Below are 17,275 nucleotides of genomic sequence, written 5' to 3'. Positions count from 1 at the left end.
GCATCCCTGTCCGGCAAAGAGGTCACCTCACATTTCATGCTGGTTCCTGAGGCGACATCTTCGCGTAAAGCAACAGAGCGAAGGCGAAAAGGTGTTGTCTCAGCCAAGCTTCTCCACATCAATTTTAAACAGCTGAGCTGCATTTTTCCAAAGAATGAGTTCCTTCTTATCCTCTGCCAGGTCCAGTTGGTCCATAAACTTTAAATATGATTTCATGTTAGAGATGGGCCAATCGGTACCATACAATAAATAATTGGGGTCCCCTGCGTAGGTGATCATTTCTTCAATTTCCTTTTTCATGAACCGTTCGAACTTTTCCGAAAAATCACCAAGCACCAGGCCTGAAATATCCGCATACACGTTTTCATTCTTATACACCACTTCCATACAGTCTCTGATCCAGGGATTGCCGACATGACAAATCACTATTTTCAATTCGGGATAATCAACTGCCAAATCATCGATATGAAGTGGATGTGAATATTTTACTTTTCCGGAAGGCGCATAGGTGTCTCCGGAATGAAACATTACAGGCACATCATACTCCACCGCCATTTCATACAAAACTTTAAGCCTGGTGTCGTTGGGGTAAAAAGGCTCATATCCGGGATAAAATTTCAAGCCTTTTATGTGACCGTGCTCCAGGTATTCCCCGATTTCCCTTATATCCCTGTGGTTATAATGCAGGTAACTTATTCCTGAAACCACTCCCAGGTTTTCCCTCCCTTTAATCGCCTCCACCACTTTACTGGTGCTGGGTCTGTGTTCGTTGACTTTATAGGATGATAGTACCAATGAATAATCAACCTTATTGGCCAACATTGTATCGGTAAGTTTATTCAGGTTATCTTCAAGGGAGATGACCCTGTCTTCGTGGTAATTGTTAATGTGCGTGTGAACGTCTATGATCATGAATTTTGTGTTTTAGAGTGCTGGAGTTACGCAAGTAATCAATTTAAAGTTATTATCATTCTGTTCAAAGTGTTTTGGCCAAATTTGCTTTGTATTGGGCGTTTTTGGGGATTTGAAGTAGCTGTTTTTGATTTTAACCTTTATAAATAATCAGATTGACATAATCTTGAAACGATGCCCCCTCAATCCTTCACGATCCGGAACACCGCAAGCTTATCTTCTGCCCCGACGACCTCCAAAAGGTACGGTCCCGCGGGTAACTCCCGGATTTCCAGTTTATTCAGATGGCTGCCTTCAATGGTTTTCACCAACCGGCCATTTAGGTCGTAAATGAGGAGCTTTTCAATTTCCTGACCGGGGAGAGAAACGATCTGAATGACATCCCTTGTCGGATTTGGAAAAACGGAGATCTGGTGTTGGAATGTCGGATCAGCCACCGTATTGGGGCTGGTGATCTCAATGGCCACACAGGCAGTGTTATTGTCTTCGTTCACCTCGTTCAGAGCAGCCCCGGCATCACCGGCAAAGATCAGATAGTAACTGCCGGGCAACGTTTCTTCCGGGACGGTCAGCACCTCGGTTTCTGAAACCAGTGGCTGGTCATAGCCCAGGTCGGAATCGTCCGTACCCAGCAAGACATCCTCCGGGCTCAGGTCACAGTCTGCCGATAAATAATACGCCAGGGTGAACCCCGGAAGATCGGCACCGGACTGCGGGCCTGCATAGTTTTGATCGGCAGACACCTCGATTTGTCCGCCAGCCTCCAGTACAGTAGGCGAGGCCGAAACATTGGTGATGCTTATGTCTTCCGAGGTCAAACATTCCGCCAGCAGTTTATATCCGCTCTCGCTGCCATCATCCGAATCCACCACAATGTAGTAGGTATGGCCGCCCAACACATTGGCATAGATGGCATCATTGGACGTCAGGATACCCAAACAATCGGAAGGATCGCAACTCCCCAGGATATATACATCCAGGTCACCGGAAAAATCCGAGATCGTCGCCCTGAGGGTTCCGTCCATCGCCGGGGTGATGGTATGCACCCTTTCCGGCCCGGTCTCGGTCCAGGAATTGCAGCCGTAAAAAGAAATGGCAGATGGCTCGGCCGAAGGGCTGCCTTCGTACGTGACCCCACAGAAAACCGGCACTGCATTGGAGCAATCCAGGGCAGCGCTCCCGCTTGTCATACCGGTGTAATATTGCGGATTGTATTGGGTCAACTGCGACAGGTTGTAAGTCCAGGTAAAAACCCGCCATAATCCCTCCGACCCCACATTGCCGACACCCGAGCCTGATTCGGTCACCGAAATGGTGCCATTGGCATTGATCTTGGTCACCAGCCGGGTATGGCTGCCGGGATTGTTGATAAAATCCGATTCATGAAGCTCTGCATAACTGGAATGGTGCCCGAACAGCTCATTGACATTGAGCATCGAAGTGCTGTAATGTGTATTAAGCCCAAAACAACGGCTGACAAAACCCGAGCAATCCACACCGATGGAACAGCCGGGTTCGGCCCCATAACCCGCTGAGGTGTTGTTGTCTCCTGCCGATTTGCCTTCCAGCAGGTAGGCATTGTATTGCGACAAAGTAGAATTGCCGCCCCAGCAATAAGCCATGGCGGTATGGTCGCCTGCGGTTACCCAACCTGGAGTATCCACGGTTTTGCCACCGCAATTCACCCCTTCCCATATATTGGCAGAGGTGGCTGTCCAGTCAAAATTCAGGTAAGCTTTTGCATTGCTCATGACCTCGGAAGAGGTGATCTGGGCCGCTAAAAATCCGGAAGTTCCCCAAAACAATAAACACGACAGATATATTATTTTTTTCATTTGTTTTAAAAATTATTAAACATTTGAACCTGTCTGGCCACAAGGCGAGATTCGCTTAAACTTTTTTAATCATAGGAAAATGGTGTTGCCTGGTATCAGACAAGCTTAATAAAGTTTATGCTCACCTCATTATTTTATCCTTTCGGTAACCAGCAAAGCCTTATCAGGATGTAAAATAAGATGGCAAAGGCGGTTGCCGTGTAACCTTAGGTCATTTTTTAAAAAAGCATAAGGCTGGCTGTCCACCGTTTGCAGGTCCGATGCAAAATCATCTGAGGAGGAGGCAATGGCCCGCTCCACGACCAATGGCTGCTGTCCCGTGATCTTTTCGATCACACAAATGAGATTGTCATTCAAGGCTCCCAGGATCGTCATGGATCCCAGCATCAGGTCCGATTTGTAGCTGACGGTCTTGCTTTCCCCCAAATCGATGGAAAAAGTTTTGGGGGACCGTTTCTGTATCCATAACGGATGGCCGTTCATGGGCAATTTTTTAAGCCTCCGGACACCCGTTTCCCCAACCTCCCAGGCACTGCCGTCCGACATGGAGACAAAGAGCTGTCCGTCCAGGGCCAGCAAACGATCAAAATTGAACACCCCGGGAATATCATGCCGGATCGTTCGGACGATCTGCTTGTCAGCTAAGACAAATATACTTTTCTCGCCCAGGATGTAACAGCTGCCGTTTAGGGTATAAACATCCAGGGGCGTTTCCGGCAGAATCAACTCTGCCGTAATTTCATTCGTTTTCAGGTCAAAGAACCTCACCCTGTTTTTACGGTCAAAGTTGCCGACAAACACCAGCGTTTTTTTATCCGGCACATCAAAGGCGGTGAGCAGATACACCTCATTTTCAAGGGTGCGTTCCGGAATTATTTTCAGGTCTGCCAATGCTATTTCGATGGCCCCCTCCGCTTTAATATGATTAGTTTCCTTTAAAACACCGGTTTGTCCTTCATTCTGTTCCGGTTGCTTTTTCTGAAATCCGTCACAACCCAGGAACAACAGGGCGGCCGGGATGGCTGCTATCAGGACGTATTTAATGAGTTTGTTCATGATCGTTAATGGTTAAATGATGCATTATGCATCTGCAATGTAATGATAGCTTTCCGGATCTTTGTCCTTAAACGTTTGAAAAAATTACTTGCTGAACTTTTTTTCAGGCAATATTCGTTGTCCGGGGTGAGATGACACCTTATGCAAACCCGCATGCATGCCCGCGAAGAGGCCACCTCACACTTCATACTGACATCTTCGCGTAAAGCAACAGAGTGAAGGCGAAAAAGGGGGTGTCTCAGCATCCTACGGGTGTTTTTTTAGCCAATCATCCACAAGCGGGGTCACCGTGAATTTTACATTTTTAAACCGCTCCGGCTTAGGCGTATCCAAAGCCTCGCGCAATTCGAGGACTGCAGGACGGTAATCCGCACCGGGGAGGGAAAATTGCTCGTCAATCGCCCGAAAAAGTCTTTCGAGGCTAAAATGCTCGAAATGCCAGTCCTGCAAGTTGTTGGAATCCTTGATACCGGACTTGATTTCTCCTGCGATACGGCGAATGCTTCGGTTTATAGGTTCGACAAATTGTTCCGGGTGCTCCACCTGGTTGCCGTCAATAAATGAATAGACCTGGTAGTCAAATTCCGTTTCACTTAACAGTCGAATGAGGTCTGCCTCCCAATCGGGGTGTGATTTGACCTTGGCAACGGCTGAGTCGCGCACGTCACTGTCGTGAAAGCGTCCGGTCAGGGAAAGTATGTTCACGATTGGATCCGTCGGCTTTTGCTCTGCGATCCATTCCAAATGCTTGTCGTGTTGTTCATCGTTTTGTTTTTTTGTATATTCGATTTTGGCTGCCTGATGCTGCATATTCGTCCGGAACAAACCAAACAATAAACCCAAACCCATCAAAACACTCAACATAAAACCCGTCATCATCGGTATTTTGACAAAATCGGACACATAACCGGCCTCCCGTTCAAAGTTAAGGAGAATGAAAGCCGGAACCAGGACCAACAGCGGCAACCAAATAGCAGCCTGTGCCTGCGAAAGCCAACGGAGATATTGTGGAAACTCCCCATCATGCCATTCAATTTTGAACACCGCACTGGCAACCGTCGCAGCAGCAAAGGCAAGCCATCCGATGAAAACAATCCCATTTCGCGAAATGCCAGGCATTTTGACCCAGTCAAAACAATTCCTCGAGCCGAGGTTCCAGGCGAGCAGCCCCGTCAGGAGGAGGAACCCTACCGCACAGAGAAAAAGAAGAATGCCAGCCTCCATACCCCTATCGCCGCTCGGTATAGGTGAAGCAGTGATGAGAATTAAGCCAAAAAGCGAAAGGGTGATGAGGATGAAAAGAAAATTACCTGCCATTGGAATTTTTGATTTAAGGTGAATAATAAATGATAATTCTCGCTAACAATTGATATCTCTAAATGATTTGATAAAAATAAAATGACATACTTACCATGGCTCCACCCCGTCCCTAAAGAGGATTCTAACCCAAAATATGTCAATTTATTTTTAAAGTACTAAGGAACAAACATCCTATACAATAAGCCTTCATACCTCACCCAGACCGATCCATCTGCCAAAGACAACATCAGGTTGTCCGAAAAATTCAGGTGCAGGTTGTGCTGATCCAGATCCGTGGTAGAAAAAGAACTTATCGTAAAACTATCGGCCAGGGGAACGGCAGTCACCGATATCCCGGGGCTGTCGGTGGTCGGGAACCGGGGCCATTGTTCTGCTTTTGGGTTGGTTTTGGGTCATTGCAACCGAACAGGAAAGAGAAGATTGACATAGCTAGTAAGATTAAGTGATTCCGTTTCATATGGGCTGATATTAGTGGGTGAAAGGAAAAACAGGTCTGGCCGGTCAATATCCGCCCCGGATTCGCTTGGTCTCACTGATGATCCGCCCAAAGTGCTCCTGATGCTTTCCTGCACTGAGTTCAGCATTAAAGGCCTCGGCCATTTTTTTCACCAGGGCTTCATATTCAGGGGTTTTATCAACGTAAGCGAATTTGCTTAACGTCATTTTTTGCTCATCTTCCTGGAAATTAATGTCCAATTTCACTTCTCCGGAACCGAGGGTGAGGGTGCGTCCCGAGTAAACCGCCGTTTTATCCTCTATTATATTGTCCTTCGACCAGCCCATTTGCCCAAGCACAAAGTCCAAAAAAACAGGCAACATCCCCGCTTTGACGGGGTAAATCGTGTAATAGTTGTCCCGGGGGTCGTACTGGCCAATCCAATTGGGCAGCTTTTCCAATTGTCTCAGTTGCAGACTGTCGCCCGTTGGGAATGCTTTCCATTCAAAATAGGTTTCAAACCATCGGTGATCAATATTTTGCGGGTTAGTCATTCGTGTATCCGTGTCATCATACCTGACCGCGTAACCGCTGTCTTTTTCAAAATCATACACTACGAGGGCATGTTCCGAGTCCGGCAAATCTTCTGCCTGAGTGTTCCAGCTTTGAAATTCGGCATGAAAAACAATACTTTTCTGGTCAGGTGAAAAAGCCAGGGCACCGTTCGGTGAGGGAAAGGAGTAATTTTCTACAGCGTTGTTGTTCTTGTTCATTTCCCATATTTTGCGAGTCTGCACGTCAAGTACGGCATGTTTGCTGACCAACAGGTAACGCCCACCATCCAGGCTGTCCAATTTTTCCAGGTCGGTTGCCTCATTTTTCATAAAAACCTCCGAATACAAGCCGGGCTGACCATTTTGACTGTCCAAAAACTGAACCGAGGCAAAGTCAGAACCTTGTTTAAAGATAGGCTCCACTACAGGCACACCATCTTTCAGGTAGACCAAATACATACTTTGACTGCCTGCCACAAGTGTTGGGTCGGGGGCACCTGGCAGGGCATAAACGGCCCATAAAAACGGTAACCCCGTATTGTTTTGCAGGGAGTTGGGAAAAACTATGGGATGGTCATCGTAAAAAATGGCATAGGCCACGTTGGTATAATTGGCCATTCCATAATTCATGTTGATACGCTTTCCTGTCGTTGCCGACACCTTTATGGTGAATGGACCATATTGGATCTCTTTTGAAACATTGTTTGATGCCGCGCGCTTGTCTTTGGCTGCCGAATAAAAATAAGCAGCACAGAGAATGAGGGCGGTGAGCAAAAGGGCGATTTTCATCTATTTTGAGTATTTAAGTGTGGAATGCCAATCCATAAAGTTACAGAGCACTTTCTAAAATCGGCGCCTGCCTGACGGCACAGACAGGTTCGTTGCCTACCCTCCGCAGCCTCAGCACGCGGGTTCGATGTTCCAACCTTTTTTTTGAATAATGAATAAGGATTAACGATTTTCGATTTTGGCTTTTTTCGGGTAATTTGTGTTACACGGTATTTATTTCCTTAGGTAAAACAAGATAAGAAAAAAAGCAATCGGAAGTATCTGCTGTGAAATTCTTACTATTAAAATTCTTGACGGCGTGAGATGACACCTTTAGCATCCCCGCATAGCCTTCCCGCATAGCCTTCCCGGCGAAGATGTCACCTCACACTTCATACTGAATCGAAAACCCATAAAGAATTTTTCTTTCACTTCCGGCTACGCTTCGTTCAACAAAGTCCGAATAGTCGGTTGCACCAGACTATTCAGCCTTTAATATTATAAGCTGTTTTATTTCTGTCTTTTTATTTTTTTTCCCTATTTAACAGTTTTTGATGCTTGATCCAAAGTGTTCCAAATGCAATTGTAATTATACCCAAAATAACTGCAATAGGTTTATTGTCTGTCCAAAGCCAGGTGATTTGGTCATTTTTGAATGTAAATGCAACAACGAAAAGTCCACACATTATAGTTACGGACATAAACAGATTTCTTTTTTTCATTTTTACTTTATTTAAATTGTGAACTGCAAAATTAATCTGTTCAATGCTGTCTGCAAGGTTGAGAAAGGTTGATATAGGGTTGAAAAAAGGTTGATATCACGAGTATTTGTTGTCATATAATCTAATTGTCCATATTTTTTAATTTTTTAATCTGTTGTCGTGATTTTATTTCAAGAATTTTATAAATTTTATTTATGTGTGTTTTAAGTGTGCTTAATTCAATACATAATTCATCCATTATCTCCTTATTTGATTTCCCAACTACTATCAAATCAAAAACTTGTTTTTGTCTTGCTGATAGTTTTTCTAACTGATTTTCTGTTTTCGGTTTAGTTGCAAATGTTTCATTTTTTATAAGTGTTATTAAATCATTGGTCTTTTTCTTTTCTATTTTTATCCAAATCAATGCTGTTGATATTAGCAATAAAACTAAAATTACGGCAATGTATGTTTTGTCGCTCCACAACCATACTGTTTTGAAATTTGTAAAACGAAAACTGATTGTCAAAAAGAGAAGAAATATTGCGATAATTTCCAATTTCTTCTGGTGTCGATACAGTAAATCAGCTAAATAATTGATTATTCTCATTTCTTGGGGGAGTTTTTTTAAAATAACTAAGGTATATCCGCATCACTCCAAATATACAAAAAAAAACCATAAACAAAAATCCACACCATTCTAACCCATTTACCAACAAAAAACCCTACTACTCACCCAAAACCACCCGCTCTCCCGCTCCCAAAGTCCGTACCTCCACCTTAACTGCCGCCGCTTTGCCCGCACGGTCAAAACGACAATCAAAAGTAAGGGTATGCGTCCCCTCGCCTATTTCAAAATCTGATTCTTTTATGTCTATTTCCCTTAACCGCTGCCCGTTTTTATTATAGACATGGGCTTTATCCCCTCCGGCATACTGGAGAATTTGTCCGTTTTTCAATACGAAAGGAAGGCTTATCACCTTGTAATCATCGATCTCCATGGACACCTCCCGCACCTCAGCGTCTTCCGCGGTGAGGATGAATTGCATGGGTTGTGTGCGGCCGATGTTTTCAAACTCAAAGGTGGAGTGCAGCGGCTCGCCGGGTTGCCGGACCTTTTGTTCGTGCCTGAATTTTCCGGAAGATACAGGATGCCATAACCATTCGCGATCGTTTATTTTCTCAAGGGTAAATTCATTATTCACCTCCTGCATCAATGTCTTTTGCGCTTCCGTGAAGGCCCCGCCCATCCGCAGCTTTTCCCAGTCGCCGATGAGGGACAGGATCTGGTCGGAACGGCCGTTTTTTGCGATGGCTTCCTGGTCGGCGACGAAGGCGTAACCGGCATCGTAACCTGCCGAACGGGCCAGCAACCATTCGATGTCTTCCACGGTAGTTTCCGGGGTCATTTTGAACCAGCCCAGCATGCCGGGCATGAAGTTCCGTTTGAAATACTTCTGGTTTTTCATACGGTATTCCGTCTGGCTTTCGCGAAACCCGCCGTACCAGGGCTCGCCCCAGTTCATGCGGGTATAAATGTGCCAGAAAAAGTGGGTGGTGCGACTAGCATCGATGATCAGATGGTTCTTCAGCGAGTCCGACAGGTTATTGTACCAGACATACGGCATCAACGACTCCCCGTAGGCACCCAGGCCGGTGGAGCGGTTGCCTTCCAGTCCGTCAAAGGAGATCTGGCGCAGCCCTGTTTGATTGTACAATTCCGCCAGGGTCTCCGAGAGTTCAACCGTCAGGTCGGCATTGGTCAAAAATACTTTGTAACCATGGTCGAGCAACTTGGAAATGGCTTCCCCCGACGGGTGGTTAGCCGCGACCGTTTCAAAAGCTCCACGCTGGCAATCCAACAACCTCCACGGCGGATTTTCGGATACTTTTTGATAACGGATGAGTTCGGTCCCAATCATCACCGTTTTAAGGTTATTGTTTTTATACTGGTTGAAAAAATCGGCGGACTGGATTGGGATTTCCGTTTGGGTGGCATCGACGGCTTCGGTAATAACGGAGCTCCCCACTTTCGCCAGCCGCTGATCCGGAACGGGTGTGACGTACGGGTCGTTGGTGGTGATGAAATTGGACAGCACATGCGTTCCCATCATAATGCCTTGGGCTTCGGCTTTTTCGACACACTTTTTGAATCCGGGGATGCCGTTGGGAAATTCGCCTTGGTACAAATCAAAATGCCCCCAGTTTTCAAAAGTCTTTCCGTAATGGTAAAGGTATCTCAGGCCGGCTTTTTGGGTCAATGCTATCGCCTCATCCACATTACCCTCCGTGAATGCGGTGATCAGGTAGGCCGCCGAAGCGCCGGGAGCGGTTTTACCCCATTGCCCGTCGATTTGCGGGTGGGGCAATCCTTCCGCCAGTTCAATGACCCCGAGGGTTTCCAGGGCTTTGTCCACCGGACAGCCGAAAAGGACTATTTTGGAGCCGATGACGCCCCCGTCATCATAGGCCGGTGCGACCAGCCTTTCATGATCGAAATCAGAGACGATCCTGTCGTGGTTCCGGTTGCGGCAATAGGCCTGGAGGCTGCTGCCCGAATCCGTCGGTTTGGCCGCTTCCACGCGGTATAAAACCTGGGGCGCATTTTCAGGAAATAGATTGTTGGGGTCTGGCTGTTCGAAGATGTCAAACCCGGGCATGCGGTCGCTTTCGTTCCATGGGTAACCGCCCAGGGTTTTGATGTTCAGGGACTGGATACCCACGGCATAAGTTTCGCCCCTGACCACGCCGACTGTTTCCCCGATGATCTTGTTTATGGTCGTAAAATAAGGACCCCAAATGACCAGGTCCACAGCATCATTGGGGGTAACTGACAACAGTTCAAAGGTGAGATGAGATGCTTTGGCCTCCGGTTTTAAAAGGGTTTCCAGATCGCCCTCAAAGTATAAGGTGATCAGGCCGTCTTTTGCTTTGGCGTACTGAGGCGTTTTAATTTCATTGTTGATTCTGACGGACATCAGACAGGTGACGGTGTCTTTGGAAAGGTAGTCAGTACCCGTTTTGAGATCGGTGAGTTCCGTCAACGCACCTTTGTCGTTTACCGCGATTTTGAAATCATCGGTGGTCATTTCCAAAATGACGGATGGCTTTCCCGGCGAACAAGAAATCCCGATGAAAACCGAAGCCACTATCCAAAGCAAATATTTATCCATGGCAGCCCTGTTTTTTTTTGGTATTAAAGGCTGTCAAGATAAAGAATTCCTGGCTTAATTTATATCACTTATAAAATTCTCCAAAATGCCACAATATCCCGGACGGGTCGTGTAAAAAACATTCACGGCCCCAGTCGTAATCCTTTATCGGGACCAGCCTCACCTCTTTGTATTTTGCGGGCAGATCAAGGGCGAGCAGTTCGTTCCAAAAACGGCCGACATCCCCGACTTCCATAAAGATCATCGAATTGTCGATCCAGCCCCGGACGTAGGCATCCTGTAAATAAAAACCGATGCCCTCCGTTTCGAAATAAGACATATTATGCGCCAGGACACTTTCGCGGAAGCCCAGGTCACGGTAAAAATTTCTCGACACTGCAAAGTCTTTGGCCCCGATGAAGGGGCGGATCGATTTTGCTTTATGTTCCATTCTGTTTGTTTTTATATTAAAAATTGAGTTTAGGAACGCTTTAAAAATAGCCAAAAACTTCCTTCAACTCATCGCCCACCGAAGGTTGACCTGGGAAACCACCGACCTATCGCTCCGTAACCTACATGAGACATCCCGAATTTTATCTGATTAGATGAAATTCGGGATTTTTCTTTTACAAAAAGAGATAAACCGCAAAACCTGCCTTCCGTCGTGGCAGCAGGCAAGGTGTAAAACAAGTAACCGCAAAATTTAGAAGTGTTTGGGTCATGGGTTAGGTGTTTTGAGACAAAAATTGACTTTTTCTCCAAAACCCACACGTTTTGCCCACTCACTTTTACACCTGCCTTCCTGCGTCAGCAGGCAGGTTTTAAATTCCTTGTTTTGCACCTGCCTTCCTGCGTCTGCAGGCAGGTTTTACATTTAAAAAATACTTCAAATAATCATATAATTTCCAGTTCAGACAGTTTTTGAAATTCCGGGATGAACTCATGTTTATCCCCTCAACGCCTCAACCTCCTCAATAGACATAGGTTTCTTTTTGTTGCCGAGCAGTCGTTTCCCTTCCGTGGTAATCAGGTAGTTTTCTTCGTTTCTTATGCCTCCGAAGTTTCTAAACTTGTCAATTTCATCGTAATCCAGGAACTCCATGAATTTTTTCTGCGCTCTCCACAGATCGGTGAGTTCAGGGATGAAATATATGCCCGGCTCAATGGTCAACACAAATCCAGGCTCCAGGGTCCGGCCCAAACGTAATGATTTCAGGCCAAATTGGGTGCTTTTCGGTTGTCCGCCGTAACCGACAATCACCTCGCCCAGGTTTTCCATATCGTGGATGTCAAGTCCCATCATATGGCCCGTCCCGCAGGGAAAAAACAAGGCGTGCGCCCCTGCGTCCACTGCGCTTTCGGGATCGCCTTTCATCAGGCCCATGCTTTTCAGGCCCTCGGTTATGGCGAGGCAGGCGGCACGATGGACTTCTTTAAAAGTAACTCCCGGTTTGAGGGCATCCACACAGGCATAATGCGATTGGAGTGTCAGGTTGTAAATATCTTTTTGCAAAGGGCTGAAAGTCTTCCCGACAGGCATGGTGCTGGAAAGGTCGCCGGCATAACCCATGGCGGTTTCCGCCCCGCAGTCGAGTAAAAACAGTTGCCCTGCTTTGACGATATTGCCATGATAATGATTGTGCAGGGTTTGCCCGTTGATGGTGGCAATGGTTGGGAACGAAATATCACCACCGGTGGCACGCGCGATTTTTTCAATTTCCACTACTATATCCAATTCACTCATGCCAGGCCTCAGCATTTTCATCGCGGCTACATGCATGTCAATGGTGGTGTCCACCCCTTTTTCAATTTCTACCAGTTCTTCTGCCGTTTTGTAGTTGCGTTGTGACACCACCGCTTTGATCAGCTCCGTTGAAGCCCCATTTTCAATTTCCTGGGCGGAATACCCGGTAAGATCCATCAGTTTCAGGATGTTATGGTGCCTGTATTGTGGCAGAAAGTGAATGGCCTCTTTACTTTTCAAAGCCTGTTTTACCCTATCTGCTAAATCCTTAATACCGGCAGTTTTTTCAACCCCGCACAACACAGCCTGATCCCGGATGGTGGGCTGTTTTCCCATCCACACGATATCTTCCACAGTAAAATCGTCACCGTAAAGAGTAACACTCCCCGTATGGGTATCCAGCAAGGCGACTAACCCGGGCCTGTTTATTCCAAAAAAATATAAAAAGGTACTGTCCTGCCTGAACCGATATTGGTTATCGGTATAGTTCATCGGGCTTTCTTCATTTCCGGGCAACAGGATGATACCGGAATCTACCTGGTTTAATAATTTTTGTTGTCTTTTGGTGTAGGTTTCGCTGCTAAACATTTGCTATTTTTTTAAAATTCTATAGAACCTTTTTACATTTTTCATTAATGATTCAAATTAATCTGAATTCGTCATTTCGAAGGTATCGACTTCCCTAAATTTACCCGCAGGCAATTCATTGAGGTGAATATTTCCAACCCTGACACGTATTAATCGTAATGTTGGAAATCCAACAGCAGCCGTCATTTTACGCACTTGCCTGAACTTTCCTTCTCCTATCGTAATAGACAACCAGCTTGTAGGTCCATGCGCTTCATCTCTTATTTTTTTTGTTCTGGGCTCAAAATTCGGGGCTGGGTCTAAAAGGTGAGATTTACATGGCAAGGTCTTGTAATTTATTTTCCCATACATTAATTCTATTCCTTCCTTTAATAATTGTATGGCTTCATTTGTAATACGTCCATCTAACTGAACATAATATTCTTTTTCAATCTTTTTACTTCTCACCTCCTCACTTACTTTGCCATTTGTCGTCAGCAATAACAAGCCTTCTGAATCCTGATCCAATCGTCCAATAGCCATAATCCCCTCCGGAAACTCCCCCAAATCTCCCAATAATTTTCTGTTTCGGCGCCTGTTTTCATTGTAAACAAACTGAGAAAGATAGCCAAAAGGCTTATGAACAATAAAGTGCCGGTGTTTATCCATGTCCAGATTCATTTGTCGAAAAATTGTTTTAACGCCCCAGATATGGCAGCTGCCTCCGGACTTTTTTAATCTATACTAAAGTATCCGTTCAGGTTATCGATCCCCATCCTTTCATTGTTTAGGCCCTCTAAACAGAATAACTAAGACTTCACAGATTTAAGCAAGTGACCAATAATAAATTGAACAATTGCCCTCGCTCGCCCAATCCCTAAAAAAGGAGTCTGCCCAAAAATGGTTCAATATATTTTTAAACTTTAAACTTCTTCCCCACCGGTACAAAGCGTCCTACTTCTTTCATATACCTTTTGTAAAGCGGGTACTTTTTTGCAGACTCCTCCTCACTGAAATCCGAGCTTCCCTTAAACAAAAGCACCAAAAGCAGGGCCCCTGCGACGGACCAATTCAGCCAAATGCCGGTAGCGACCACCGAAAAAAAGTAGAAGACGATCCAGACGCTTTGCTCTGCGGTATAATTCGGGTGACGCATGTAAGACCACAAGCCGGTATGGGTAAACCCGATCTCGTGAAAAGCATCTGTATTACCGTTCTTTTTCCGGCGATATTTTTCCTCCTGGTAATTGTATTGCTGCTGGTCTGCCACAAATTCCATGACTACAAAACCCACAAACAATAATCCCAGAATGTAATCAGGCAGGCCTAAAGCGACCTCGCTATCCATGGCTTTCAACGCTGGAAGAGTAAACAACAGGATCAACCCCATTTGATAGGCTGAAATAAAGAAGAAATTAAAAGCCGTCCATTTCCACTTGGCCTGAAATTCAGGTTTGGCCCTCAAGATGGCCCAGCGGTAATCTTCCTCCCCGGTCCAGAATTTCCAGGAGTATCCGCCTCTTCTTGCAAAATTATAGGTTAGGCGAATGCCCCAGATTGTTACCAAAACGGCCATCAATACTATCCTGGGCTCAAAGTCCGAATAAAACGCAATGATCCAGGCATAAGGCACGGGAATGATACTCCACAACTTATCGACCTGACTGTAATTGCCGGTTAAACTGCTCAGGATAAAACATAGGAGGGCGGCCCCGCCATAAACATAAAGCAGGGTGTGCAAAGTCTCTTGCTGAAGCCCGGTCAAGGGCACGTCGAACCTGAAAGTCAATACGGGCACAACGATCAGGGTAAAAATCAGGAAAAGGACGGTTTTCCACATCATTTATCTTTTTAGCATGCATTTTTGAATAAAAGAAGCCCTAAGATAATATGGTTCGTTGAAAACAGAAACATTTAGGGCCTGTCCAAAAACGGACTCAAGTTATATTTTTTTAACAATCCTTTCTATTGTATTCCAGTTTCTGGTGGTGATATCCTTTCCGAAAAATTTCTCCAGGGCTTCCATGGCTTTCGGGGTGTGGGATACGGAAAGGTCCAGGACACTCAGAATGGCCCCTTCCCTGATGTCCATGATCGTATAGGACAGGTCTTCGCCTGTCCAGGGTAACAACAGGTTAGATTCAGTTTCATGCTTCAAAAAGGACACGTACAACCTGATGTCTTTTGTAACGGTGATGTTTTGAAAAGGATTCCATTTGAACAATATCTCAATCGCTTGAGCGGTCCTGATGATGGTGGGAATGGGGAAGCCAAATTTTTGCTCAAGATGATCCGAAATCATTTTTTCGAGTTCTTCTATATTAGCGTTGGAGGAGTCAAATATTATATTGCCTGAATTCAGTAGCGTTACCACGTTATCAAAATGCAAATGCTTCATCTCTTTCACCAGGTCCGCCATGGGAACCTTATGATGCCCCCCTACATTTATCCCGCGCAAAAAAGCTACATATTTTTTTAATGCTTCAGATTTCATTTACTTTTTTTCAGTTTCTATTCACTGTTTTTCAGTTTGCACCATTACAAAGTCATCATGCTTCGTAGTATAATGTAAAAACAGCATCCAAATAATTGTTATAATGAGGGTTATTTTTTGCAAAACAGGTAAAATTTCTAAAAGATTTTGGATAAATCAAAATTGCCAATAGCAATAGAAGTATTGATGCAATAATGGATAAAGTATATAATTACGTTTCTGCATTTTTTATTAAATTCAATGAATCAATTCCCAGGGCTTCCTAATAAAATGAGGTTAAATATATAAAAATGCGTATTCCGAGTGAGATCGGAATACGCATTTTTATATCTAATGTTCCAAAAGCCATTGTAATTGGTTAAGATAAACAATGAATTGAATTAAATATTGAAATGTATTAAGGAGGTGATCAAAAACAAATTGAACAATTGCCCTCGCTCGCCCCAACCCTCGTAAAGAGGAGTCTACCCCAAAATGGTTCAATTTATTTTTGTTCCTTCACTTAAGTCGAATATACCGAATTAAATAGCACGTAATCGGTTGTTAAATCTGTTCCCCAGCCTTTTGCTTTTGCTTTCCCATTATGAAGATCCAGTACAATATTAAGATGTGATTCCCTCAACAGTTTTTTGATGTAGTTGGGATCAAATTCCAATGGGACTCCTTGTTCCAACACCTTTATCGTTTTGTTTTCAGAACCAATATAAAGATCAATTTTTTCATAATCAAAAGGAAGACCGGCATTACCTGCTGCACTGATAATCCTTCCCCAATTGGGATCACGGCCAAACATGGCTGTTTTAACCAGGGAGGAATCTGAAATTTTTCGAATCATAGTTCTTGCATATTCCTCAGTGGGTGCATTTACTATTTCATATTCGATAAATTTTGAAGCTCCTTCTCCGTCTGAAACAATAAGCTGAGCCAGATGGACCATCATTTCTTCCAGATTTTTCTTGAAAATAGGATAGCCCTTATCTTTTTTAGATTTAATTATATCATTCTGAGCCAATCCATTAGCCAATATGATAACCATATCATTAGTAGAGGTGTCACCATCTACAGTAATCATATTAAATGTTCTATCAACCGTCTCTTTTACTACTGTTTTTAAAATCGCAGGTTCAATGGCAATATCCGTGACAATAAAGGCCAGCATCGTGGCCATATTGGGGTGAATCATTCCTGATCCTTTAGCAATTCCTCCCATGTTAATTTCACGGCCATCAACTTCAAACTCCACAAAACCTTCTTTAGCAAATGTATCGGTGGTTAAAATTGCATTGGCAACAAAGGATCCTGCATTGGATCTGTTGGTAAGATTCTTTACATTGTCACGAATGCCCGCAACAATTTCGGTAGTAGGAAATTTAACCCCTATAATACCCGTTGAAGCGACCAAAACCAGATCCTTTTTAATCTGCAATTCGTCTGCTAATGTTTCTGCCATGGCTTCGGCCCCTTCCTTTCCTTGCTCTCCGGTTGCCGCATTGGCATTTCCTGCATTAATTACAATGGCCTGGGCTTTGCCGTCTGCTATATTTTTTTTTGATAAGGTAACCGGCGCTGCAACCACCTGGTTTTGTGTAAACACCGCAGCCGCACTTGCCGGCACTTTTGAATAAATGATGGCTAAATCCCTTTTCATAGACTTGACCCCTGAATGAGCTCCCCAACAGGTTATTCCTCTTACGTTTGTTATATTTTTAATCATTTTTTTGTAATAATTTAAAATG

The 17,275-nt window shown here is 44.6% G+C and carries 14 protein-coding genes; all 14 read right to left on the bottom strand.

Going from position 1 to position 17,275, the window contains the following annotated elements; genetic code table 11:
- Window positions 1-99 precede the first annotated feature (99 nt).
- The 14 genes from H6571_17240 to argJ all read right to left on the bottom strand — a co-directional run bounded on the left by H6571_17240 (window position 100) and on the right by argJ (window position 17,253).
- Complete coding sequence (locus H6571_17240) at window positions 100-912, bottom strand: amidohydrolase (GenBank protein ID MCB9325487.1); 813 nt, start codon at window positions 910-912, stop codon at window positions 100-102.
- 182 nt (window positions 913-1,094) lie between these two features.
- Window positions 1,095-2,747 carry a T9SS type A sorting domain-containing protein gene (locus tag H6571_17235; protein ID MCB9325486.1) on the bottom strand — a complete coding sequence of 551 codons (1,653 nt, stop codon included), beginning with the start codon at window positions 2,745-2,747 and terminating at the stop codon, window positions 1,095-1,097.
- A 129-nt stretch (window positions 2,748-2,876) separates the two neighbouring features.
- On the bottom strand, window positions 2,877-3,803 hold the full coding sequence (locus tag H6571_17230; GenBank protein ID MCB9325485.1) for a hypothetical protein: 927 nt from the start codon (window positions 3,801-3,803) through the stop codon (window positions 2,877-2,879).
- 246 nt (window positions 3,804-4,049) lie between these two features.
- On the bottom strand, window positions 4,050-5,120 hold the full coding sequence (locus tag H6571_17225) for a hypothetical protein (GenBank protein ID MCB9325484.1): 1,071 nt from the start codon (window positions 5,118-5,120) through the stop codon (window positions 4,050-4,052).
- 504 nt (window positions 5,121-5,624) lie between these two features.
- Complete coding sequence (locus H6571_17220; protein MCB9325483.1) at window positions 5,625-6,902, bottom strand: hypothetical protein; 1,278 nt, start codon at window positions 6,900-6,902, stop codon at window positions 5,625-5,627.
- Window positions 6,903-7,405: 503 nt separating this feature from the next.
- A complete protein-coding gene (locus H6571_17215) occupies window positions 7,406-7,603 on the bottom strand; it encodes a hypothetical protein (GenBank protein ID MCB9325482.1) in 198 nt (65 codons plus the stop codon).
- Window positions 7,604-7,724: 121 nt separating this feature from the next.
- Entirely contained in the window at window positions 7,725-8,192 is a 468-nt protein-coding gene (locus H6571_17210) for a helix-turn-helix transcriptional regulator (protein MCB9325481.1), read from the bottom strand.
- Between the two features lie 118 nt (window positions 8,193-8,310).
- Complete coding sequence (locus tag H6571_17205; protein MCB9325480.1) at window positions 8,311-10,671, bottom strand: hypothetical protein; 2,361 nt, start codon at window positions 10,669-10,671, stop codon at window positions 8,311-8,313.
- Between the two features lie 148 nt (window positions 10,672-10,819).
- Entirely contained in the window at window positions 10,820-11,185 is a 366-nt protein-coding gene (locus tag H6571_17200; GenBank protein ID MCB9325479.1) for a glyoxalase, read from the bottom strand.
- Window positions 11,186-11,680: 495 nt separating this feature from the next.
- Window positions 11,681-13,066, bottom strand: coding sequence for an aminopeptidase P family protein (locus tag H6571_17195; GenBank protein MCB9325478.1), 1,386 nt, complete (start codon window positions 13,064-13,066; stop codon window positions 11,681-11,683).
- 57 nt (window positions 13,067-13,123) lie between these two features.
- The gene (locus H6571_17190; protein ID MCB9325477.1) at window positions 13,124-13,714 is read right to left on the bottom strand and encodes a pseudouridine synthase; all 591 of its coding nucleotides are present in this window, start codon (window positions 13,712-13,714) and stop codon (window positions 13,124-13,126) included.
- A gap of 247 nt (window positions 13,715-13,961) precedes the next feature.
- Window positions 13,962-14,885 (bottom strand): DUF1295 domain-containing protein, encoded by a 924-nt coding sequence (locus H6571_17185; protein MCB9325476.1) that lies wholly within the window; start codon window positions 14,883-14,885, stop codon window positions 13,962-13,964.
- Between the two features lie 102 nt (window positions 14,886-14,987).
- On the bottom strand, window positions 14,988-15,539 hold the full coding sequence (locus H6571_17180) for a DUF1697 domain-containing protein (protein MCB9325475.1): 552 nt from the start codon (window positions 15,537-15,539) through the stop codon (window positions 14,988-14,990).
- Between the two features lie 502 nt (window positions 15,540-16,041).
- Entirely contained in the window at window positions 16,042-17,253 is a 1,212-nt protein-coding gene (gene argJ, locus H6571_17175; protein MCB9325474.1) for a bifunctional glutamate N-acetyltransferase/amino-acid acetyltransferase ArgJ, read from the bottom strand.
- Window positions 17,254-17,275 lie beyond the last annotated feature (22 nt).

This window comes from Lewinellaceae bacterium (genome assembly GCA_020636105.1).
Lineage (GTDB): Bacteria > Bacteroidota > Bacteroidia > Chitinophagales > Saprospiraceae > BCD1.
Note: the sequence above shows the minus strand (reverse complement) of the source record. Positions and strands in the feature narration are given on the sequence as shown.